Consider the following 22,753-nt stretch of genomic DNA (forward strand, 5'->3'; position numbering starts at 1 on the left):
AACGGTTTCCATAACAGTCAAGCTTCCGCGATGATACGGTCGACTTGTTCGCCATTGAAATTGGTTTCCGTCGAACAGAACTCAACTTCACCGCTTTCTATATCGTACATGCCGCCGACGATGTCGATTTTGTTTTGCTGTAACAGAGATTTCAGGGTCTGGCTTTTATCGAGGATTTGTTGCATGGACAGTTGTACATTTTGCCTGGCCACCTTGTCGATAAAGGATTCATCCGTCAGCTCGGCATGATGGTGGTGGACATAATTGACGGCCGGCTTGATCTTCCCTAATAGACCGGTCAGATTTTCCAATTCGATGCCGGAGCAGGCCCCGCGAACGGCGCCGCAGTGGGTATGTCCTAGTACGATGATGAGTTTGGAGCCGGTGACGCTGCAGGCGTATTCCATGCAGCCGAGGATATCCTCATTGATGACGTTGCCGGCGACGCGCACGCTGAAAATGTCGCCCAAGCCCTGATCGAAAATCAATTCCGCCGACGTTCGCGAGTCGATACAGGACAGCACGATCGCAAACGGATACTGGCCTGAGCTGGTGACGTTGACCTGAGCCAACAAATCATGATGAGAGTGCAGGTTGTTGACGAAACGTTTGTTGCCTGCTTTCAAGATTTCCAGGGCTTCGGCCGGCGTCATCGTTTCCTGAATGGTTTTGGAACGAACCGGGAAGGTGGTCGGCATTTCGATGAATTTGAAATCGATATTTCGGTCTTTTGCTTCGATTTTAAAATTATTGATGATTTCGCGCACATCGTAATCGATAAATTTGGCCCCCATCGCATTAATGATCAGTTCTGTGTTAGAGGGTTGCCGGTGCAATACCTGCAGCAAGTTGGCCTTGTTCAAGAAAGAGACATGCTCGGCCAGGTGCAGAATGCTGGTATTGCCTTTTTGCGTGCGTTGGAAATACATACCCATGCGATAGTTCTCCATCAAAATGGAGAAGACCGCGATGCCGTTACCGATGGCGATACCGGTCAGCAAGTCGGTAAATACCAGTCCGGCGGCCGTGGCGATAAACGGAATAAAATGAAAGATGCCGGTCGTGTACATCTTTTTCACGGTTTTCGGGTGGGCGAGTTTGAAACCGACGACCAGTAGAATGGCGGCCAGGGTTGCCAGGGGGATCGTGTTAAGCAGTGTTGGAATCGCCAATATTGAGACCAACAATAAAATACCGTGAAAGATGGTGGAAGTTTTGGTTTGGCCGTTGGCTTGGACATTGGCGGAGCTGCGCACGATCACTTGGGTGATCGGCATGCCGCCCAACAGACCGGAGGTTGCGTTACCGATGCCTTGCGCTAACAGTTCCCGGTTGGTATTGGTCGGACGCTTGTGAGGGTCGAGCTTATCGGTGGCTTCGGTGCTGAGCAGGGTTTCCAGACTGGCGACGATCGCTATGATGAAGCCGGCGGAATAGATGGATGGATTGGCAAATTGCGAAAAATCCGGAAATGTCAGCTGAGAAAAAAGATCGAGGCGGCTTTCAGTGACCGGGATCGTGACCAAATGGTTGCTTGCCAATGCCAGATGGGGCGCCTCAACCAGGAGAATCTGATTGGCGACGGCGCCGCTGACCACGGCGACCAGAGAGCTCGGCACTAGTTTGCCCAGCCGCGTTTGTTTGATCCAATCCGTTTCCCATAATAGCAATATGGCCAGTGCGCCCAGCGAGATGGCGATGGCGGTGGGCGAAATCATGTCAAGAATATGGCTTAGTTCGCTGAGCGTGTTGAAGCCGTCACTCTGGGCAAAACCGATGTCGCCTTCATAGTCTTTGTCGTAGCCCAAGGCGTGCGGAATTTGTTTCAGGATGATGATGACGCCGATGCCAAACAGCATGCCGCTGATCACGGCGGAGGGAAAGTAGTAGGCGATGATGCCGGCGCGCAAGAAGCTCAGCATGATTTGCACTAAGCCGGCAAAAATGACGGCGAGCAAAAAGGCGGAAAGTCCCATTTGTTCGATGCCGGTTAACACCAAGACCGTCAAGCCCGCTGCCGGACCGCTGACGCCTAATGATGAGTTGCTGATAAAGCCGACCACGATGCCGCCGACGATGCCCGCGATGACGCCGGAGATCAATGGGGCGCCTGAAGCGAGGGCGATGCCCAGACAAAGCGGCAAGGCGACCAGAAAAACGGCCAGGCCGGCAGGCAGGTCTTTGTGCAGATTGGCCAAGGGGCTGAGATTGGGTCGAGTTGGGCTGTTCATAAGGATCTTGAGTCGTCGTTAAAATTTTTATTATGCGGCTGTAGATATGATCGTATAGGATCTATTTATAGTGTATTCATCGCCGTGATGAAAGCAGTAAATGCGGGCATTGCTTTTGAACTACCGTAAGCCGATGATATTCATTGATTAACATGACAGGTTTTGTCATAAGCGTTTAGTTTTTCAAACTTTCAAATACATCAGCGGCCAGCTCTGATTAATAATATAAGGGGGGGCGATGAATATAGTGGGATGGATTGCGATGGCATTCATTACTCAGTCTATCGATTTTGCTGAAGTCATTCATTTGCCTCAAGCGCATACGACAGGCGGGATATCCTTGGCGGAGAGCATTGCCAAACGCCGCTCTGTCAGAGCATTCGATAGCAGACCCTTGTCGATCGAACAGATCGGTCAGCTGCTATGGGCGGCGCAAGGCATCACGGAGGAACGCCGAGGGTTGCGCGTCGCCCCGTCGGCGGGAGCGTTGTATCCCTTGGAACTCTATCTGGTCGTGTCGGCAGGGGTTTATCACTACATCCCTCAACGGCATGAGCTGGAACGCGTGATAGAAGGGGATAGGCACAGCAATTCCCATGTCATCAGTTTGAGTATTTTTGCAGGGTTTAGGGCATGGGGTGTGTCTGTCGAGGAGCGCCGTTCACCCAGCACCTAAATTATCCTGGAATGTAAAATATACTCCAGTAGCCATGGAATTTAGGTGCAGGGTAAACCCATCCCTTGGGGGCTTGACGGCAGCATCCTTGCTGCCGACATCCACGCCAAACACACCCCATGCCCTTTTTGAACGCCAAAGTGGGAATTGCTGGGATAGGCGTCTCGCGTTGCAACAAGCGGCGTTGGGCCAGGAAGCGATAACGTCGGCTCCAGCCGTTTTTGTGGTGGCGGCAGCCTATCAAAGGACCGCGGTAAAATACGGCAGTCGGGCCGCTCGTTATGTCCAGATCGAAAGCGGACATGCTTGCCAGAATTTATTGTTGCAGGCGGCAGCGCTTAACTTGGCCGGCGTGCCTATAGGGGCATTCAATGATGGCCATGTGGTTGACGTCATTAAATTGCCGAACAATGAGAGGCCGCTGTATCTGGTTCCAGTCGGTTATCCGTCGGAATAAGCCTAGTGCGATAATTGTGCCCTCTAGGCTTTTGTCATACGGCTATGCTTGCCTACAAGCCGTCCTCGTCCCACAACATCGGAAAAACCTTGCGCACCCGGTCTATATGCGCCTGATCGACATTTTTTCCCCGTAACGTCACCAGCAACGAATAGAGGTCGTGGGTGTCGACCTGTAAGGTGCGTTTCGGTTCCGATTCCAGCGATTTCGATAGCCGCTTGATGGTCGTTTGCATCGGCAGCGGTTTAGCGACGACTTTAGCAGGTCGCGACAGTTCGTTCTCGATGATCTCTTTTTCGTTACCGGCCGGAGCCTTGAGGCTTTTGCGCAGTATTTCCTTCGCCCGTGTCCAGGAAAGCTCACCGCTGGCCAGCTTTTCGCGCATCGCTTCCGTGGTCAGCGGGGCGTAGCGAATGATGTCGTCGATCCAGCTGACGCTTTTGTCGAAGAACTCGGCAATGCGGTCCTTGGGCCAATTGGCGTTGTTCAGATAGAGGATGGTTTGGAAGTAATCGGTGATCCGGGTGTCGACGCGGTCGGAATTCAGTTTGAGATTAAGCGCCTTGATCTCGTCGGTATCGCCGGTCACGATCCTGACGTCGACCCGGTCGAAATAGCCGGGGTTGGAGCCACGGATGCCCTGAATCGCCTCCATGCGGTGGAAGCCGCCGACCAGATAGTATTCTTTGCCGTTGCGTTCCCATACCACCAGCGGTTCCAACAGGCCGTTGGTGACGATGTCTTTTTCGAGATGCGCGACCTTGGCCTGGTCCAGGTTGCGGTGATTGGTCAGCGAATGGTGAAACTCGATTTGATCGATGGGCAAATATTCGTAGCGTTTGGTGGCCAGCATGGTTTGTTCTCTTGACGGGGAATGGGCTCTATATTAGAAATAGCAGCGACAAGCATGAATTCTAACGTTAGGCATTAGTTATGACAACGCTTTTTGTTACATAACGGTTTACACGTTGACGAAAGACGAAAAATTTCTTTGCTTCAATAAGAAGGTGTGGGGTGGGATTTCTGGAGATAGACGGTTCTCAGGGCGAAGGCGGCGGGCAGGTGCTGAGGACGGCTTTGTCGCTGTCGGCCTGCAGCGGACAAGCGGTGCATATCCGGGCTATACGCAGCGGTCGGAAAAAGCCGGGATTGATGAAACAGCATTTGGCCTGCGTCAACGCTGCGGCGGAAATCTGTAATGCCGAGGTCAAAGGCGCGTCCCTTGGGTCGAAAGACATCGAATTCGTTCCAGGCGTTATCAAGGCCGGCGACTACCGCTTTGCAGTCGGCAGCGCCGGCAGCAGTACGTTGATCTTTCAGACCGTGTTGCCGCTGTTGATGCTGGCCGGCAAGCCTTCACATCTGCTGTTGGAAGGCGGCACTCATAATCCGATGGCGCCGACTTTCGATTTCATTCACGAGGCTTTTTTGCCGGTTCTGAGTCGTATCGGCGTGCACTGCCAAGCACGGCTCGAGCGTTACGGCTTTTATCCGGTCGGCGGCGGGAAATGGCGCGTGGCGATCGAAGCAAAAGAGCCATTCAGGCGCATCGAATTGACGCAACGCGGCGAGCCGCTTAAAGCTGAAGCGGTTTGCATCGAGGCCGGGTTGCCGGAGCATGTCACGCAACGGGAAATGCAACGATTGCAGGACAAGCTGGACTGGCCTGCCGAGCAAATCAGAAGCCTGCATGTCAAGGCGCTGGGCGCCGGCAACGCGGTTTCGTTGCGGATCTATTATGGGCATGTCTGCGAAGTGATCGATAGCATCGGCGTCATCGGTATCCGAGCGGAAAAAGTGGCGAGCATGGCCGTCGAACAGCTGCGATGCTATCAATGGGCCGGCGCGCCGGTCGGCGGGCATCTGGCCGATCAGTTGTTGTTGCCGCTGGTTCTGGCGGCCGGCGGATCATTCGTTACCGGTCCGCTCAGTGAACATGTCCGCACCAATATCGCGGTCATCAAGCAATTTCTCGATGTCGACATTCAGTGTGAGGAAATCGTGCCGAAAAGACAGTGGCGGATTTCGGTGAACAAATGAAGAAGGCTATGAGTAGGTTATCAGAGGAGAAAAGGAGCATGCGATAGGCTACCGCTTTCCATGGCCGGCGCCAATATCGGCGGGGCTGGCGCGCGTAGAACCTAACTTAAAGTCAATAAATGGCGGCAAACCAGGGAGGCTTTTAAACGCGGCTACCGTAAGGCGGCGTAAGGTGTGATCGATTAGAAAGTCAAGGCTAAAGTGTTAAGTTTCTAAGTCTTAGAGCGTTGAAAATCACCGATACCGAACTGAAGCTCATCGCCGCCGCGGCGATCATCGGCGAGAGCAAGAGTCCGAAGAAAGGATACAATATCCCGGCGGCGATCGGTACACCCAGGGCATTGTAGACAAAGGCGAAAAACAGATTTTGCCGGATGTTGTTCATTGTCGCCCGGCTCAACTGTCGGCAACGGGCGATGCCGCGCAGGTCGCCTTTAACCAGCGTGACGCCGGCGCTTTCCATCGCCACGTCGGCGCCGGTTCCCATCGCGATGCCGACATGGGCCTGGGCCAGGGCGGGAGCATCGTTGATGCCGTCTCCGGCCATCGCGACGATATAGCCTTCGGATTGCAGTTGTTTGATCAGTTCCGATTTTTGTTCCGGCAGCACCTCCGCTTCGACTCGATCTATGCCCAGCTTGCCGGCGACCGCGTCGGCGGTCGTTTGATTGTCGCCGGTCAGCATTGCGACTTTCACGCCGCTTTCATGCAGGGCCTTGAGTGCCTCGGAGGTGGATGGCTTGATCGGATCGGCAACGCTGATGAGGCCGCCGAGTTGCCCGTCCACGGCGATAAACATCACCGTTTGACCTTGTTGCCTCAAACTTTCGCTTTGTTGCCGCAACGCCGTGATGTCGATTTTTTCCGTTTCCATCAGGCGACTGTTGCCCAACGCAATCAGGTGATTATCGATACGGTCGCGGACGCCCTGGCCGGTGACCGATTCGAAGTTTTCCGCCTGGGTCGGCGCGATGCCTTTTTCTTCGGCTCCTGCGACGATTGCTGCGGCCAAAGGATGCTCGCTGCCTTTTTCCAGGCTGGCGGCGTAACGCAGAATTGCGTCTGCGGAAAAATTCTTATCGGACACCGTTTCCATCAATCGGGGCTTGCCTTCCGTCAGCGTGCCGGTTTTGTCGACCACGACGATATCGATTTTTTCCATGACCTCCAGGGCTTCGGCATTCTTGATCAAGACGCCGCTTTGCGCGCCTCTGCCGGTGCTGACCATGATCGACATCGGCGTAGCCAGCCCGAGGGCGCAAGGACAAGCGATAATCAGCACGGCGACGGCATTGATGACGGCGTGAGCCAGGCGGGGTTCGGGCCCCCATAGCCACCAGGCCAGTAATGTCAGGATGGCGATGATGAGGACGGACGGCACGAAATAGGCGGCAACGACATCGACCAGTTTCTGGATAGGGGCGCGGCTGCGTTGGGCTTCGCTGACCATGTCGACGATTCTGGCCAGCAAGGTGTCGGCGCCGACTTTTTCGGCGCGCATTTGCAAGCTGCCGGTGTTGTTGATCGTTGCGCCGATCAGTGGATCGCCGCTATTCTTTTCCACCGGCAGCGGTTCTCCGGTCACCATCGATTCATCGACGCTGCTGTGTCCTTCGGTAACCACGCCGTCGACTGGGACTTTTTCCCCGGGTCTGACGCGGAGTATGTTTCCGGCTTGGACCTGTTCCAGGGGTATATCTTCTTCCTCGCCATTCTCACGAATCAAGCGCGCCGTTTTCGGCGCCAACTGCAGCAACATTTTGATCGCTTGACTGGTCCGGCTTCGCGCCCTCAGCTCCAGAACCTGTCCTAACAGCACCAGTGTCGTGATGACGGCGGCCGCCTCAAAATAAACGTTCACCGTGCCGTCAGGATTGCGCACCGTGTCCGGAAACAAGGCTGGAACAAAGGTCGCCGCGGTGCTGTATAGCCAGGCGACGCCTATCCCCATCGCAATCAGTGTGAACATGTTCAAGTGGCGATTGATGATCGACTGCCAGCCGCGTTGGAAGAATGGCATGCCGGACCATAATACCACCGGAGTCGCTAACAGGAATTGGACGATTTGTAGTTCGGCGGAAGAAACTTGCTCAGGCAGCCATGGTTTGATCAGGTCATGCCCCATCGCGATAATGAATACCGGAAGCGTCAGCATCATGCTGATCCAGAAACGCCGGCTCATGTCGCTCAATTCCTGATTGCTCTCTTCATTCGCGGAATCCGTTTCACGTTTCTCCAGCGACATGCCGCACTTGGGGCAGGTTCCTGGTGCGTCTCGGACGACTTCGGGGTGCATCGGACAAACATATACCGTTTGAAGTGTATGAGTCGTTGTTTCAACGCGTTCTAATGACATGCCGCATTTTGGACAGGCGCCCGGTCCCGATTGATGAACTTCAGGATGCATCGGGCAGCTGAAATAGCCTTGCGGGCGGGCTGACTGGGCGTTTTTTTGATCGGATGTAGACATGGCATCGGGTTTGTTGTCATTGTTCAAAGATGCTCAGCCATCCCGAAGCTGTTTGTGCTGATGCTTTAACGCGCTAGATCACCGGGATGGTGGAGTGTATGAGAATTCACTCTCTCTAATAATGAGTCTGACGGTTGATAAATGTTCAAAATGATGGGCTAAAATATATCGCGTTGACGGTTCTCCGATTCCATAACGAAGCATTTGAAGGTGTCAAATTCAAGCGCCTTACTGAAAAAGAACCCTTGCCCTAATGAGCAGCCATGCTCAAGTAAAAAACGGCATTGTTCTTCGCTTTCCACGCCTTCGGCGATGATATCGAGACCTAAGGCCTTTGCCATTTCGATGATGGCGATCGTCAGCGGCCGGTTTTCATGGTTTTCATCCACGGTTGAAGGCATGAAGGAGCGATCGATTTTGAGGATGTCGATGGGAAAACGTTTCAGATAATTCAGGCTGGAGTAGCCGGTGCCGAAATCGTCGATAGCGATGGTGTGACCCATTTCCCTGATCTGGTTCAATTGCTGGATAACGGAATTTTGTCGATTTAATAACAACGATTCAGTGATTTCGATTTGGAGCAATTGGGCGGGAAATGCGCAATTCTCCAGCCTTGCTTGCAAGGTTTTGGAAAAGTCACCGCGTAGAAACTGAATCGGCGAAACATTGATCGCGATCGGCATTAGTTTGTCAATTTTCTGTAAATCTTGCAGCATTGCGACAGGCTTCGCCGATGATCCATTCTCCGAGCGCTATGATCTGGCCGGATTCCTCGGCAATCGGAATGAATTGATCCGGCATTATCATGCCAAGCTCGGGGTGGGTCCAGCGTATCAAGGCTTCCGCGCCGACAACTTGCCGACTGGCAAGGTCTATTTTAGGTTGCAGATGTAATTGCAATTCCTCGTTGTTGAGGGCGTTATAAAGATTATTTCTCACGCCAATTTTTCGGTGCAATTCCTCATTAAGTTCCGCTTTATAAAATTCGAAATTATCTCGGCCGTTCTCCTTGGCGTGATACATCGCGATATCGGCATTTTTCATCAGCTTTTCCAACGAGTCGCCATCATCCGGGAAGCAGGTGATCCCTATTGAGGTGCTGATGTGCAGTTGTTTGCCGTCAACCCAAACCGGCTGGGCGATTTCAGCGCAAATTTTTTGGGTGATTTGTGCGACATTGGTCCTTGACTGCGGCTCGGCCAGTAAAATGGCGAATTCGTCGCCGCCCAATCGGGCGATGGTATCGGATTTGCGCAAACAGCGACGCATGCGTTGCGCGACTTGCTGCAACAGCTTGTCGCCGACATCATGGCCCAGGGTGTCATTGACATGCTTGAAATGATCGAGGTCGAGAAACAAAATGGCGAACAGGCGTTGATTGCGCTTGGCCAAGATGAGCCATTGCGACAAACGATCGTGAAATAAGGAGCGATTGGAGAGTCCGGTCAGCGAGTCATTGTAAGCGAGAAAATTAATCCGCTTTTCCGCTTTTTTGCGCTGGGTAATGTCCTGAAAGGTGGCGATAAAATTTTGAATATTGCCGTTTTCATCTCTAACGGTGTTGATGCTCAGCCATTCCAGATAAATTTCGCCGTTTTTGCGGCGGTTCCATATCTCTCCGGACCAAGCGCCTTGTTCGTTAATGGCTTGCCACATGCGTTTATAAAATTTTCCTCCATGGCGTCCGGAACTGAGTATTCTTGGGGTGCGGCCGATGACATCGGTTTCTCCATAACCGGTGACGGCGGAGAATGCCGGATTGACCGATAGAATTTTCATGTGTTCATCGGTAATGATCATGGCGTTGTCGGAATATTGAAATGCCAAACTCGAGAATTTCTGCCTTTGCAATTCATGATTTTCGCAGAGGGTGTCCTCCAGCTTGCTCAACACTCGGTCGTATTTTTCTTGTCGGGGGATTGCCGAATTGATGCGGTAGCGGAGTAAATTGATGATCTCGCTGAGGTCGTCGTGTTCGTGAAAGAGAATGATCGGAACCGTTAAACTGCTTTTACGGATCAATTTAATCAACGCCAAACTGTCGGAACGCAACAAGTCGATATCCAGAATGATGAGGTCGGGCTTGAACTCGGTGAATAGGCAGACGGCCTCGGAATAATGCTGGGTATAAAATAAATGCCCGCTGCGCCGCTGCAAATAGGTCAGAAAGTGTGGCTGAGAGCGATTTTCATCCTGGACGAACAGTATCTTGCTGTCGATCAAGGCGGCCGGAGCGGTGTCGTACGCAGGGGCAGAGGAAGCCGCGATCCGATTGGAAGCCTGCATCTCACAGGCGATTTCAAGCACGGTGATGTCATCTTCGTTGCGTTCGATGCTGTCGCTCAGGCCGGTCAACAATTCATCAAAACGCAAGGGACTGTTGATTGAACATAATGATCGTTCGATGGCCTCTTCGCCTAACGTGATGTCGCGACTATTTTTCAGGTCGGTCAGTCCGTCGGTGTAGCAATAAAGATGGCAGGGCCGTCTGATAATGATTTCTTCGACCTGGGGGTGAAATTTTCCGCTCGGCAAGATGCCCAATGGCATTTCGCCGGATTCAAATCTGGCCAGCACCTTGTTGTTGTTATCTATCAGTAGGGCGGCCGGATTGCCGCAGTTGAGAATTTGCAGCTTATTCTGTACGCGATTGATGCAGATCAGCGTCAAGGAAATAAAAAAATCACTGAGGCTCAATTTATAAATTTCTTCATTGAGCTCGTTGGCGATAAATTGGATGGCGAGGCTTTTTTTGGCCAGTTCGGTGAAACGCGCGGGAATAAACAGTGCCGGCATCGTCGCATCGACGCCATGCCCGGCGGAATCGGCCAGAAACAAATAATGCAAGCCTTTTCTGTCATTGTATTCGGAAAAAAGATCGCCGCTGACGGCGCCGGCCGGTTTGGAAAAATATTTAACGTTTTGGCTCAGGTCGCGGATGGGGGTCAACAGTCGTCTGGCCCGATCTTCGATATGGGTCAGGTAATGTTGGGATTGGCTGTATTGCTTACTTAGCCGGCTCAGCTCTCGTTCAAGACGTTTCACATTGGCGTGATCTTTTTGCAATTCGGAAATGGTTTCTATTAATTTTTGCATCCTGATCGGCTTGGGCAATACCATGTCGATGCCCAACTGAAAGGCCTCTAACAGGATGTCTTTATCGACATAGGCCGACACCAAGATGAAAGGAATGTCGGAATTACGACTGAAAATATTTTTATAAAGCGTCAAGCCACTGCCTTGTTTCAAACATAAATCGGAAACGACGAGATCCGGCGGGTTCTTGTCGAATTCGGCTAATGCTTGCGCTTCATCCGTTGCCAATACCGTTTCAAAATTCTTGCGGCGCAGATAGCGTCCCATGATTTCCAATGCGTCGCTTTCATCTTCCACCAACAGGATTTTCACAATCGCTTCGTTAACGTTGATTTGACTAATCATCTCTGTTCCTCTTGTTGGGCAGGGTAATCGTGACTTTGACGCCATGTTGATCGTTGTCCAGGGAAATGCTGCCATGCAGGCTTTGCTCGATCAGTTGTTTAGCCATGTATAAGCCGATGCCGCGAGCGGAGTTCTTGCTGGAGAAAAAAGGGTCGAAAATTCTGTCTTTGATCGCGGAGTCTATGCCGCCGCCACTGTCGCTGATCTCGATAATCGATTGTTTGGAATCGGCGGTCAATGCGAAGCGGATTTCCTTATTTGAACTATTGTTTGTCAGAATGGCATCGCGGGCATTGGCGATGAGATTTTGGAAAACTTGGCTCAATTCTTCCGGTGAACCGTAGGCGTATGTTTGCTGCCTAGCCTCAATGACTAGGTTGATGCCTTGGCTGCTTAGGTAGTCCTGGACCAGATTTGCCGTATCGTGAATGACATCCGGCACGGCAAAAAACTGTTTACGGTTCTCGCCTTGCAGGCGCGATTGAAACACGTCGATCGTAGCCGACATTTTGTCGATCTGTTGCAACGCCTTGTCGATCGATTGTTGCAAGAATTGCTTATTTGATTGGTTTTGGTGTTCGGCCTCCTGCAGGTCTTCTAGCGTCAGGCTGAGCGAATTTAACGGTTGGCGCCATTGGTGGGCGATGTTGGCGACCATTTCACCCATCGCCGCGAAACGGGCCTGGCTGGCGATGATTTTCTCCTGCTGCAAATTTTCGGCGATGGCTTGCCTGACCCTTTTATCCAATTGTTTATTCATCAGCCGAATCTGTTTTTGTTGCAGATAATCCTGGTGGGCGTCGTGTACGAAGCCGACGATCTGCCATGAATCATCGTTTAGTTTAACCGGGGTCATGCTGATGCAGATCCAGCGCCAGCAGTGATTTCGATGTCTAATTCGGCACTTGATATGGCCGGGAATCTGTTGGCTCAATGTCCTTAATACGGTATGGATCAGTCTGTAATGGTCGCGGCGATGAATGATTGCTAGGCAATCTCTGCTGTCGGAAAGCTGACTAGCAGGAAAACCGAGTAGCTGGGTGATGTAATCGGAAATGAAGGTCACTTGTCTGTTGTCGTCCATGGTCCAGATGATGGCGTGCACATTGGCGATGATCGTGCTTAAGCGTTTTTTGCTTTCGTTTAACAGTTCATTGGTTTTTTTTAATTGCTCCGTTCTTTCCGTCACCCGGCGTTCCAACTGCGATTGGGTTTCCCTGAGATCCTGCTCGACTTGATTCCGCAGTCTGATTTCGTCGTTTAAATTCCGGTTTAGCGCCTTGAGTTGCGTGGGGCTAGGGATGTCTAAGGCCATCGGCAGCATTTTCCATAACATTACCGCAGTGACAATAGAAATTAGCGCGGTGATGCCGTCTAAGATGATCTGTACGCTATAGATTGGCTGCCAAAGCGATAAGATATGCAAGATATGGGTTGTGCCGCAGGCGAAGATAAACAGCCCGAATAAGACAAATAGCCAGGGAAAATATAAATCGCTGCGTTTTTTGACAAAATAAAGCAACGCCAGCGGTATCGAATAATAGGCGGTTGCTATCAGAGCGTTAAACGCGGTGTACAGCCAGATCAGGATGGGTTGCCAATGCAGACAATACCCATGAGGCAAGAAGGTGTCATTGAATAGAGTCATCGGCTCGTTTTAATCGGCACCTGCTCCTTTGGCTGGAATGGAAACAGCTAAGAAAGTGCTCTTCGAATAATTTAAATATTTCGTTTTATTTTGATACCTAAATAAAACACGAGATTGAATATACCTATTACCGTTTGATGAAGAGGTATATTTCGGAGTATAAAATCAATAAAAAAAGTCAGTTTTTTTTTACCAAATATTGATCGCTGCGTCAAAACTATCAGGTTGTTTGGTCCGACTATTCATTAATCATTAACCCAATAATATGGCTATGAACAAAGCGTCGTTAATTTGATGTTTGTTGATAGCCATTTAAAATATCGTTGCTTATGCTTTCTGAGAAATTAGATCATCGATTTGCAAATTGACCATTCTGTCTATCAATTTATTATTGAATCCTGTTGCCTGTTCGATCGCTTGCACATAATTCGACAAGAAGCTTTCCGCGGTTAATGATTGAATGGTCGCGGCCAATCGTTCGAAGGAAATCATGATTTCATCGAGTTCGGCCTGATCCAGGTGTGCGCTAAGTTGCCTGCGCAAGGTGGTTAGAATCCAGCCCCACATCGCTATCATCATCGGGTTGCTGACTTTTTGTTTGATATGGATTAGGCCGACAAAAACTTGCCATTCCCAATAGGCATTGTCGAAATCGCTGTTGACCGTTTTTTGCCACCAGGAGCGCAGGACGTTTTCTCGTTTGGAGCGGTCTTCTTGTTTTAGAATTTCAAACGTACTCGGATGGTCATATAGGGTGTCGTAAAAACCTTTGGCTAATTCATCTTCCAGTCCTAATAAAATGTCTTTATGCTTTTTGATCAAGGCGGCGTCGGCCGCGCTGAAACGCGTGTTAGACGGCATGGATTCAAAAATTTCCGAGGTGATCTGTTTTATGTCTTTCATGGCTAGCTCCTCAATGGCTAATAGTTATTTGGCGTAATGACCGAATGGATCTTTGTTTTCCCAAAATATTCAGATTAGGTTTTCAATTTGTTGAGATGCTCGTTTAACATCCAGGAAAACCAGTCCCAATTTAGTATTCGGTTTCGCAATAACCGTTAAAACCGCCTCGGCGCCGGCATAAATCATCAATACATAGCCTTTGTCACCCTTAATCAAAACTTGCTCCAGTTCCCCACGAGCCAATTCTTTTGCGGTTCTGTCGCCTAAAGAAAGCATCGCTGCGCTCATTGCGCCGACTCGGTCCTCATCGAGTCCGGGCGTTAATACCGACGCCATCATCAGGCCGTCGGTGGAGATGATTCCCGAGGCTTCGATATCTGCTGAAGTGCCATTCAAATCGGTTAATATCGAAGTCAACATATCTTGACGCATTTTCTACCTCTTCATTTTTTATAATTGTTGGTGGTGCATTAAGGAATATGCACAAAATAACTTCCCGAAACAGTAGGCTTTGTGGAGGTTCGGTAACTCGCTTGCCAGGACGCCGTTCACCCAGCACCTAAATAAACGAAGATGATTTATCGCAGCCATTAGCCTATGGAATTTAGGTGCTGGGTGAATACATCCGTGGCAGCTAACAGCTCCTGCTTACCGCTGCACTTACACGTCCTTGTGCGGCGGCCGCTTCCGATTTCCTATCTCACGCGGCACTTGCACATCCTTGTGCGGCGTAGGCTTGACGGCGGCTATCCCTGCCGCCGACACCTGTCAATCGAGCCACCGATTCCTCTTCCGGCATTTGGAGAAGTTATTTCATACTCGTTCCTAAGTGGAGGGTGATGTGTCTAGTTAAAGGCCTTTGGCATTTTGATGCGATGCCTGTAACGGAACATTAGCCTTCAAGCAAACTATTGCCGACATCACCGCATTATTTATTAGCCGCCGCGCGTACGGCTCAAGCCATGGCATGGCCGATTTCTTCAGTAACGCATTTGCCCGCTTGACTGAGTCGCTCAATATCGTTATGCGATTTGATCTTCATTGCCAGTAGCGTTTGTTCGTCGGTGAGGTTGATCAGGGCGCTGCTTTTGCCGGCGGTGAGGATGATTTGTTCCACCTCTCCCATGCCGAATGCTTTCGCGACCCCTCTAGCAAAGCAAAACACGCCAGCGCACAAGGGGCCGACGCGGTCTTCATTGCAGTCGTCCGGTAGCGCAGCGGCCTTGGATACGCCATCCGTCGTTACAATTTCGGAGGCCTCGATTTCGATGTCACGGTGGCTGCAGTTCAGATGATTCAATAGTGACGTTAATTTTTTCTCATTCATGGTTTGCCCTCGTATGTGATTTTTTAGGTTAAGTCACCTGAATCGTCGATATCGGTGGATATCCGGTCAGCCGCTGCAGGTAACGGTTTCGGTGCGGCTTAAGCCAGTCGGGAACAAATTTTTGGCAAAAAAAAAGGCACACAAAAATTTCCTGGGCATTTCGCCACAAGGTATTTTTGTGTGCCTTCGACTGATTGGCCTATGATCCAACCCGACAAGGACGGAAGCCGGCCAAAACCGGCTTCCGTTCACTGTTGTTCGTCATTAACAGCTTACTTCGGAGTAATTTATAGCATAAAAAATAACCCGGTCATATTTTGCAATCAGAAAATGTGACAAAGTTATTGGTTTTATAGATAATGATAATTTAAGACTAGTTGTGTTAGGTGCATGGGACGGATAATTGCGCGTTGTTTGGCTTTTTTTCTCGTTCTGGTTTGCTTTGCATGGCCACACATAATAGCCGTCAGTCGGCAGGTCTTAAGCTCAACGTCATGGAGCATGCTCCAAACTGATTTAGCAAGCTGGGTTCGATGGAGTTATGGCTTTTTGTTACTTACATTGTTTTTATGGATCGATTTTTCGGTAAGCAAAAAAACAAGAAGTTATCAGTCGTTAAAGGAAACGTATAAGATTTTGCAAAACGAAACTCGCAGCGTGATCGATCAAACAGACACCGGGCTGGTCACCGTTGATGTTTAAGGCCTTATTTTAGAAGCAAACGCCCCTTTTTTAAAAATATTGGGTCGTAAGGATTTCTCGGAAATTAGCGGCGATAAGATCACTGATTGGATGGAGGAGAAAGCGAAAAGAGGTTTCGTTCAGGCCTTGTTGCGCTGCCAACAACAGGGGTTTGTTTCGGATTATGAATGCGTTTGCCAACGGGACGATGGCAGTAAGATTTATTTGTTGATTAATGCGCATTTGAATCAAGCACCGGCCGGGGAAACGATCTCGGCGACCTGCAAGGACATCACGGCCATCAAGCGGGTGGAATGGGCGCTCCGCGACAAAGAGGCGCGGTTAAGAGCCGTTCTCAACATTAGTCCGGCCGCCATTTATATACTGACCTTGGGCGATGGGCCCAATTGCCCATTATGCGCGTCGGATCCACAATGCAAGATGCATTTGTCTTTTATCAGCGCCAGTATTCAAGATATCACCGGGTTTTCTGAACGTGACTATATGTCCGATTGCTCGCTTTGGTTGGAGCGCGTTCATCCTGACGACGTCAAGTCATTAAAAGAAGGTTATCGACATTTATCTAGTGAAACCGGCCTCGATAACCAATATCGTTTTCGACATAAAAATGGCGAGTACCGTTGGTTGAATGAAAAATTGATCGTGCAGAGGGATGAGCAGGGTGAAATTTGTCAAGTGATCGGTTCGATGATGGACGTTAGCGACATCGTCCATACTCAACAGCAAGTGCTTAAATTGAGCAGCGCGGTGGAGCAAAGCCCATGTCCGATCTTTATCACCAACACCAGGGGGATTATCGAGTATGTCAATTCGAAACTCACCGAGTTGACGGGATACGACGAAGGCGAGGTCCTTGGCCGTACGCCCAAGTTGTTTTCATCCGGTCGCACCGAGGTCTCGCTTTATCGGGATCTGTGGAGCAAAATCACCCAGGGAAAAAAATGGTATGGCACGATTCGAAATAAAAAGAAAGACGGTCAGTATTTCTGGGTGAAGGAAGCGATTGCCCCTATCAGAAACAGCGGTGGTCAAATCACTCATTTCGTCGCCATACAGGAAGATGTCAGCAAGATGATTGATGCATCGAAGGAATTAGAACGTCAGCTCAAGGAACACACCCAAAAAATCAAATTATTGGAGCAGCAACGCAGTGAACAGCGAAAATCGGTGGCGATTGGTCGCATGGCCGCCTGGGTGGCGCATGAAATCAATAATCCTTTGGCCGGCATCAAGAATTCCTTTCAGTTGCTGAAAAGCGCGATTCCCGATGATCATCAGTATTTTCGGTATGTCGGCTTGATCGACAAGGAAATCGACCGCATCAGCTTGATCACCAAGCAGCTTTATTCGATGTACAAACAGGAAGATACCCAAGCGCATGAATTCGATTGCAATATCGTCATCGAGGAAATCGTGCTGTTATGTAACTCGGGACAAAAAAAGGTCAACATTCGCCATGTTTCGGCGATGAATGAATGCGGCGTGACTCTGCAAGAGAATCTGATCCGGCAAGTGCTGTTTAATCTGATCAAGAACGCGATCGATCATTCTCCGGAGAACGAGACGATTACCATCGAGGCGCTCAAAAGCGATCAGAAACTGAAGGTTACGATCGAAAACGAGGGCGAGTTCATTAATGATGAGCAGTTGCATAAATTGTTTGAACCGTTTTATTCTACCCGGTCCGACAGCGAATATCGCGGGCTGGGAATCGGACTGACCATCGTCCACAGCGCCGTTAAGCTGATGCATGGCGAGCTGAAGCTCAAAAATAAAGATAACGGGGGCTTGATCATCGAATTGATCATCCCTCTTAATTATTACAACAACTAATTGTTATGGAAAAGACGGGCAAAATCTTAATCGCCGATGACGAGAAAACCTTTCTCGAATCGACCGCCGATTTATTACGCATCCAAGGTTGTCATTGCACATGCGTAAGCGATGCGGAAAAGGCATTGCAGTTGTTAAAAACAGAGTCGTTCGATTTGATCGTTGCCGATATCAAGATGCCGGGCAATCACGATCTGGCTTTGGTCAAAGAGATTTCTCAACAGTCCAATCATTTATCGGTCATTCTGGTGACGGGTTACCCCAATATCAATACCGCTATCGATGCGGTGAATCTTTCGGTGGATGCCTACCTGATAAAGCCCTTTGCCTGTGAGGAATTATTCGGCTATGTCGACAAGGCGCTGGCGAAGGGGCATGAATATAGGGAGGCGCAAGCGATGTTGCTGACGAAAATCCGGGAGCTAGATAACAGTTTGCAAGATTTTCAGCTTGAAAGTCGGCGTACGAGCCGCAATAGCGCTTCACCACTGAATGAATTTGTCACCAATAATTTATTGGCGATTACGCGCTCAGTGATCGATTTAAACAAGGCGTTAAACGCCTTATCGAACCCCGTCAACCTCTCTGGCGATGCCTGTCTGACTCTGGCATGCCAAAGACCCCAACGATTAATCAAGGCTGTTCAGGACGCCGTTTGTGTCTTAGAAAAAACTAAAAACTCCTTCAAGTCCAAGGAATTGGCCGAATTAAGAAAAAATCTGGAGCAGGTGCTGGAACTGGAAACCCTGGAATCGTTATAGAGTAAGTATTCACACACCCTAGCTGAAAATACAAAATAATTGACAAACCGACACAAGAACATTGTACAAATCCATTAAGAAGCCTTAGTATTTATCCCATGCAACTCAGTAACCAGGACCTAAGCCAAATCGATGAAGACGAGCTTCTCAATTTACCGGAAGAGGAATTACGTTACCTATCGATTAAGTTACTTAACGACCTAAAAGAAGCGCGTGAGCGCTTAAGCCAAAATTCGCGCAACAGCTCTCGTCCACCTAGCAGCGAAGCGCCTTGGGATAAAGCAGCTACAGATAATACAAACGATCAAGAACAAACGGAGATCGATAAGTCTGCTGAAACGGAAGACACCGTCACCCCCCCGTCGCCTTCTAAAAAAGATCAGCAACAGTCCGCTGATCCTAACAATGAACATCAAGAACCCCGCAAACCCGGCAAACAACCAGGCGCACAAGGCTTTGGCCGGACACAAAAGCTAGCCATTACCCACTATCAAGATCATTACCCTGAAATATGTGCCTGCTGCCATCAAACATTAGAGCCGCGTCATGCTATCGCCTATGCCGCGTATGAAACAATCAATGTCGAATGGGGCGATGTTGAGCATCCAGGCATTCTAGTCACCCATACCAAGCACACTCTCTATGAAGTAGTGTGCGCCAATGGACATATCACGCGCAAAGAAGTCAGTCGTAGCAGTCATGCTCAATTGCCGGGTATTAGCCGAACTGAATGGCGTTTAGTGGGGCCTGGACTGGCAGCAATGATTGTTTGTCTTGCCTACCGTATGCGCCTATCGCGTGAGCGTATTCAGGAATTTTTATATGACTGGTTAGGTATTAAATTAAGTGTTGGCACCATCAATAATACCCTGCATGAAAGTGGCGCAGCGGCTATGCCGCTTGAAGATGAGTTTGCACAAGAAATCATTAACAGCGAATTGCTGCATGTAGACGAAACCTCCTGGATGGAGCACACGACTTTTCTTTGGTTATGGGTGTTCAGTACGAATCGCGTCACAGCCTATTGGATTGCTACGCGTAGCGCTGAATTATTGGAAAATCTTTTAGGCGACGACTTTAATGGTTGGTTAATGAGCGATGGCTACACGGTTTATCGCAAATATCTGAGTCGGTTACGTTGCTGGGCTCATCTTCTGCGTAAAGCGAAAGGGCTCAATGAAAGCTTAAACAGAGACGCCCAGCTTTTTGGTCAACAAACGCACGATTTACTGGCTGTGTTGATAGGTGCGGTACGCAAAGCGCGAATAACACCACCTGATACGCCACTTTCTGAAACTTATCGCCTGCAATTACTGCTCTATCAGCAGATGTGTATACAAATGAAAACCCATGAACATAAGAAAACAGCAGCATTAGCCACGGAAATGCTAAATGACTGGACAGCTATTTTTCAAGTTCTGGATCAACCGCATCAGCCCTTAACGAATAATGAAGCGGAGCGAGCGTTGCGCCACTGGGTTATTTTACGCGGCATTTGCTATGGCACGCGCTCGGAAAATGGGACGCGTGTGTTCGCTATTTTAATCAGCGTCATTGAAACCTGCCGCAAAAGAAATCAGTCACCGTGGATTTATTTGGCACAAGTGATCGCAAGTCAGCGGTCAGGCTTGCCGGTACCGGCCTTGCCAATTGTTAGGGTGTCTGAATAATTACGTTATAGAAGGCCTCGGTTTCGGATAAAACTAGCCGCATTAAAACAGTAATGTCATCAGTTTGAGTATTTTTGCGGTGTTTAGGGCATGGGGAGTGTCTGTCGAGGAGCGCCGTTCACCCAGCACCTAAATTATCCTGGAATGTAAATTATAGTCCAGTAACCATGGAATTTAGGTGCTGGGTAAACCCATCCCTGGGGGCTTGACGGCAGCATCCTTGCTGCCGACATCCTCGCCAAACACACCCCATGCCCTTTTTGAACGCCAAACTGATGGGAATCGCTAGCATTAAAAAGGTATTCTGAGGCCCAGCTCGATAATATGGTTGGAGATGTCGTTTTGGCCCAAGCGAGTTTCATAACGGACAAAGGCCGAGCGCCCCTCCGGTAAAGTGGCGGCGATTGAGGCGCTGAGGTTGAAATAATCCCGGTCGGGATTGTCTGTCAGTATCGAGAAATTACCGGCGCCGGCCGATGCATTAATAAAACGCGAGCGTAATACTCGTTCATTATCCTTGAATTGGTGCACCCATTCGAAGCGAGCGGCCGGCGCGATAACGCCCCAGGGCATGCTGATCGAATGACCGAACTGGCTGCCCATGATCGTGCTGATCGAGGTAATCGATTGATCGGCGACGCTCAAGGCGAAGCCCGCGCCGCCTTGTTCGTCGTAGTGGTCGATGGTGGTCTCGATATATTCGCCACGCACATAGGGGCTGATGAAGAAACTTTTAATATAAATATCCTTACCGAAGCCCAGGCTGCCTCCGTACTGGTCGCCCTGCGGGTTGCTGGTCGCCGAGCTTGTCATGCCCGGATAAACAATACGACGATCCATATCGTAATCATGGATCGCATAACTCATGACCCAGTCGACATAAAAATCTTCGGGCATGAAATAGCTGCCATAGACGGCAAAGTCGCCCGATTGCGTGGTCATCTCGCCGCCGTTGCTGTCAAAATCGGTTTTGCTGTAACCATAACCAGCCGCCGCCCCCATCACCAGTGTGTCGGTAAATTGATAATCGACGCCCATCGTAATGCCTCGGGTTAACAGGTCAAAGCCTTTTTCTCGGTCGGTTTTGTTTTTGTCTCCGACTTTGATCTGTCCTTTTAGGAAAAAGCCCAGCGGACTGTCCCGCAAGGGTTCATCGCCGGCCGCCGCGGCGGCGCCTAATGCAGTGTTGAAGGCGCTCTGCGCGATTTTTCCTAGGGGGATATATTCGCCGTCGACATCCATCGAAAAGCCGAGCACCGAGATGCGATTTTTATTTTGATTGTTTCTTAATTCGATGATGCGGCCATGGATAATCTGTAACTGCTGTGAGCCGAAATCGACCGCCGCGGACCCCTGCGCCGCGATTTGTTCGGGAACGATGGCGTCGAGGATTTGGATGATGTCGCCATCGCTGAGTCCTGACTGGTACAATTCGTCACAACGTTGTTTGAATTCGCCGGTTGCCGTCGCACAGGACTGGTCCAAGGCCTCGGCGACCGATCGTTGATTGGGCGTGAGGTTTACAATGTCGCTGAGAGTCGGTGTCGTGTTGCCTATCGTGATGTCGACGGTATCGACCGAGCCGAGTGTGGCGCCGCTCGGGTTACTGAGGATGATTGAAAATAATTCATCCTGTTCGAGTGTATCACTATCCGTCAAGGTTTGTAGTGTGATGGTTTTCGGGCTGGCATCGCCATCGTTCCAGACCAACGTGCCCGATTTTTCGGTGTAATCGCTGCCGGCGACGGCCGTGCCGTTGGCGGTCGCATAGTCCACGCGCGCCTCGCCATCGCTCCCTGCCGTTCGATTGACCGTCACCGTCACCGTATTGCCTTCGCTGGCGCTGGACGAGGCGTTGTCGAAGCTGATCGTGCCGGGCTGTGGTATGTCATTGTCGCTGATGTTGACAGTCGCGGAGGTGGTGTTGTTTATGGGGATGGAAGAACAGTCAGCTGATATATTTTGTAGCTCTAGCTGGATGTCCTCGGGACCTTCAATGTCGATATCGTCGATAATGCTGATGCTGATATTGGTCGAGGCCGCTGGCGGTATTTCGGAATTATCGCTGACACTAAATGCGCCATTAAAACTATAATCACTGCCCGCCGTTGCCGTACCGCCAACAGCGACCACATCGCCGTTCACAAAACAACCGCCATAATCGTTAGAATCTGGCGTCAGGGTGACGCCTACCTGCACGCTACCGGCCGCCTCGTCGACGGTATAAGAGTTAGGGATGAAATCCAAGGTCCAGGCATCGACCGCCGTTGGCGATAACGCCATCATGCTCAAGGCCGCCATGATGATCGGCTTGGAGCCATATAAGCGAGGCGTCTTGAAGGTCGCAGTTCGCTGAGTCGAGATCGGTCCGTTCGAATGTGGCGAAGGATGCTTGACAGGTAGCGAGGGTGATTGCATAGTGGGTGCGGCTCCAGAAATATGGGCGGCTATCACCGCCGACAGCATGATTGTTTTTTAGTCTTCGCTAACCTAATTGTAAATGAATATTACCAGAAACTCGAAGGCGGAACATCAGCAACTCCCAGTTTGAACATTTTTGCTGTGTTTAGGGCATGGGGTGTGTCTGTCGAGGA

16 protein-coding genes are annotated in these 22,753 nt (G+C 50.1%); 6 read left to right on the forward strand and 10 right to left on the reverse strand.

The genetic code is table 11. The features are described from left to right. Positions 1 to 17: 17 nt before the first annotated feature. Positions 18 to 2,231, reverse strand: a complete 2,214-nt coding sequence (locus Q9L42_RS07820) for a bifunctional SulP family inorganic anion transporter/carbonic anhydrase (protein ID WP_305909009.1) — start codon at positions 2,229 to 2,231, stop codon at positions 18 to 20. A 238-nt stretch (positions 2,232 to 2,469) separates the two neighbouring features. Here Q9L42_RS07820 and Q9L42_RS07825 point away from each other — a divergent pair, with 238 nt between their 5' ends. Both Q9L42_RS07825 and Q9L42_RS07830 read left to right on the forward strand, forming a co-directional pair. Then, positions 2,470 to 2,907: a nitroreductase family protein gene (locus Q9L42_RS07825; RefSeq protein WP_305909008.1), complete on the forward strand. Its 438-nt coding sequence runs from the start codon at positions 2,470 to 2,472 to the stop codon at positions 2,905 to 2,907. Positions 2,908 to 2,941: 34 nt separating this feature from the next. Continuing rightward, on the forward strand, positions 2,942 to 3,364 hold the full coding sequence (locus Q9L42_RS07830; RefSeq protein WP_305909007.1) for a nitroreductase family protein: 423 nt from the start codon (positions 2,942 to 2,944) through the stop codon (positions 3,362 to 3,364). 52 nt (positions 3,365 to 3,416) lie between these two features. Here the strand turns inward: Q9L42_RS07830 and Q9L42_RS07835 are convergent, their stop codons facing one another. Continuing rightward, a complete protein-coding gene (locus Q9L42_RS07835) occupies positions 3,417 to 4,217 on the reverse strand; it encodes a ParB/RepB/Spo0J family partition protein (RefSeq protein ID WP_305909006.1) in 801 nt (266 codons plus the stop codon). 161 nt (positions 4,218 to 4,378) lie between these two features. Here Q9L42_RS07835 and rtcA point away from each other — a divergent pair, with 161 nt between their 5' ends. After that, the gene (rtcA, locus tag Q9L42_RS07840; protein WP_305909005.1) at positions 4,379 to 5,404 is read left to right on the forward strand and encodes an RNA 3'-terminal phosphate cyclase; all 1,026 of its coding nucleotides are present in this window, start codon (positions 4,379 to 4,381) and stop codon (positions 5,402 to 5,404) included. Positions 5,405 to 5,600: 196 nt separating this feature from the next. On the opposite strand, the gene Q9L42_RS07845 is transcribed toward rtcA, so the two are convergent. The 7 genes from Q9L42_RS07845 to Q9L42_RS07875 all read right to left on the reverse strand — a co-directional run bounded on the left by Q9L42_RS07845 (position 5,601) and on the right by Q9L42_RS07875 (position 15,193). After that, positions 5,601 to 7,874: a copper-transporting P-type ATPase gene (locus tag Q9L42_RS07845; RefSeq protein WP_305909004.1), complete on the reverse strand. Its 2,274-nt coding sequence runs from the start codon at positions 7,872 to 7,874 to the stop codon at positions 5,601 to 5,603. 158 nt (positions 7,875 to 8,032) lie between these two features. Then, positions 8,033 to 8,590, reverse strand: coding sequence for an EAL domain-containing protein (locus Q9L42_RS07850; RefSeq protein ID WP_305909003.1), 558 nt, complete (start codon positions 8,588 to 8,590; stop codon positions 8,033 to 8,035). After that, positions 8,565 to 11,315: a diguanylate cyclase domain-containing protein gene (locus Q9L42_RS07855; RefSeq protein ID WP_349432551.1), complete on the reverse strand. Its 2,751-nt coding sequence runs from the start codon at positions 11,313 to 11,315 to the stop codon at positions 8,565 to 8,567. Before Q9L42_RS07855 ends, Q9L42_RS07850 begins: the two co-directional genes overlap by 26 nt. Next, positions 11,308 to 12,963: an ATP-binding protein gene (locus Q9L42_RS07860; protein ID WP_349432553.1), complete on the reverse strand. Its 1,656-nt coding sequence runs from the start codon at positions 12,961 to 12,963 to the stop codon at positions 11,308 to 11,310. The genes Q9L42_RS07855 and Q9L42_RS07860 overlap by 8 nt, the downstream gene beginning before the upstream one ends. 327 nt (positions 12,964 to 13,290) lie before the next feature. Next, positions 13,291 to 13,866: a protoglobin domain-containing protein gene (locus Q9L42_RS07865; protein ID WP_305909000.1), complete on the reverse strand. Its 576-nt coding sequence runs from the start codon at positions 13,864 to 13,866 to the stop codon at positions 13,291 to 13,293. A gap of 69 nt (positions 13,867 to 13,935) precedes the next feature. Then, positions 13,936 to 14,298 (reverse strand): roadblock/LC7 domain-containing protein, encoded by a 363-nt coding sequence (locus Q9L42_RS07870; RefSeq protein WP_305908999.1) that lies wholly within the window; start codon positions 14,296 to 14,298, stop codon positions 13,936 to 13,938. Positions 14,299 to 14,821: 523 nt separating this feature from the next. Further along, positions 14,822 to 15,193, reverse strand: a complete 372-nt coding sequence (locus tag Q9L42_RS07875) for a roadblock/LC7 domain-containing protein (protein ID WP_305908998.1) — start codon at positions 15,191 to 15,193, stop codon at positions 14,822 to 14,824. Between the two features lie 708 nt (positions 15,194 to 15,901). On the opposite strand from Q9L42_RS07875, the gene Q9L42_RS07880 reads away from it, so the two are divergent. The 3 genes from Q9L42_RS07880 (at position 15,902) to tnpC (ending at position 20,159) form a co-directional block, all read left to right on the forward strand. Beyond that, complete coding sequence (locus Q9L42_RS07880; RefSeq protein WP_349432748.1) at positions 15,902 to 17,728, forward strand: PAS domain S-box protein; 1,827 nt, start codon at positions 15,902 to 15,904, stop codon at positions 17,726 to 17,728. Between the two features lie 5 nt (positions 17,729 to 17,733). Next, positions 17,734 to 18,489 carry a response regulator gene (locus Q9L42_RS07885; RefSeq protein ID WP_305908996.1) on the forward strand — a complete coding sequence of 252 codons (756 nt, stop codon included), beginning with the start codon at positions 17,734 to 17,736 and terminating at the stop codon, positions 18,487 to 18,489. A 98-nt stretch (positions 18,490 to 18,587) separates the two neighbouring features. Further along, the gene (tnpC, locus tag Q9L42_RS07890; RefSeq protein WP_349431288.1) at positions 18,588 to 20,159 is read left to right on the forward strand and encodes an IS66 family transposase; all 1,572 of its coding nucleotides are present in this window, start codon (positions 18,588 to 18,590) and stop codon (positions 20,157 to 20,159) included. Positions 20,160 to 20,450: 291 nt separating this feature from the next. Here the strand turns inward: tnpC and Q9L42_RS07895 are convergent, their stop codons facing one another. Continuing rightward, the gene (locus Q9L42_RS07895; RefSeq protein WP_305908995.1) at positions 20,451 to 22,577 is read right to left on the reverse strand and encodes an autotransporter outer membrane beta-barrel domain-containing protein; all 2,127 of its coding nucleotides are present in this window, start codon (positions 22,575 to 22,577) and stop codon (positions 20,451 to 20,453) included. Positions 22,578 to 22,753: the final 176 nt, after the last annotated feature.

Origin of the sequence: Methylomarinum sp. Ch1-1, assembly GCF_030717995.2 — a bacterium.
GTDB lineage: Bacteria > Pseudomonadota > Gammaproteobacteria > Methylococcales > Methylomonadaceae > Methylomarinum > Methylomarinum roseum.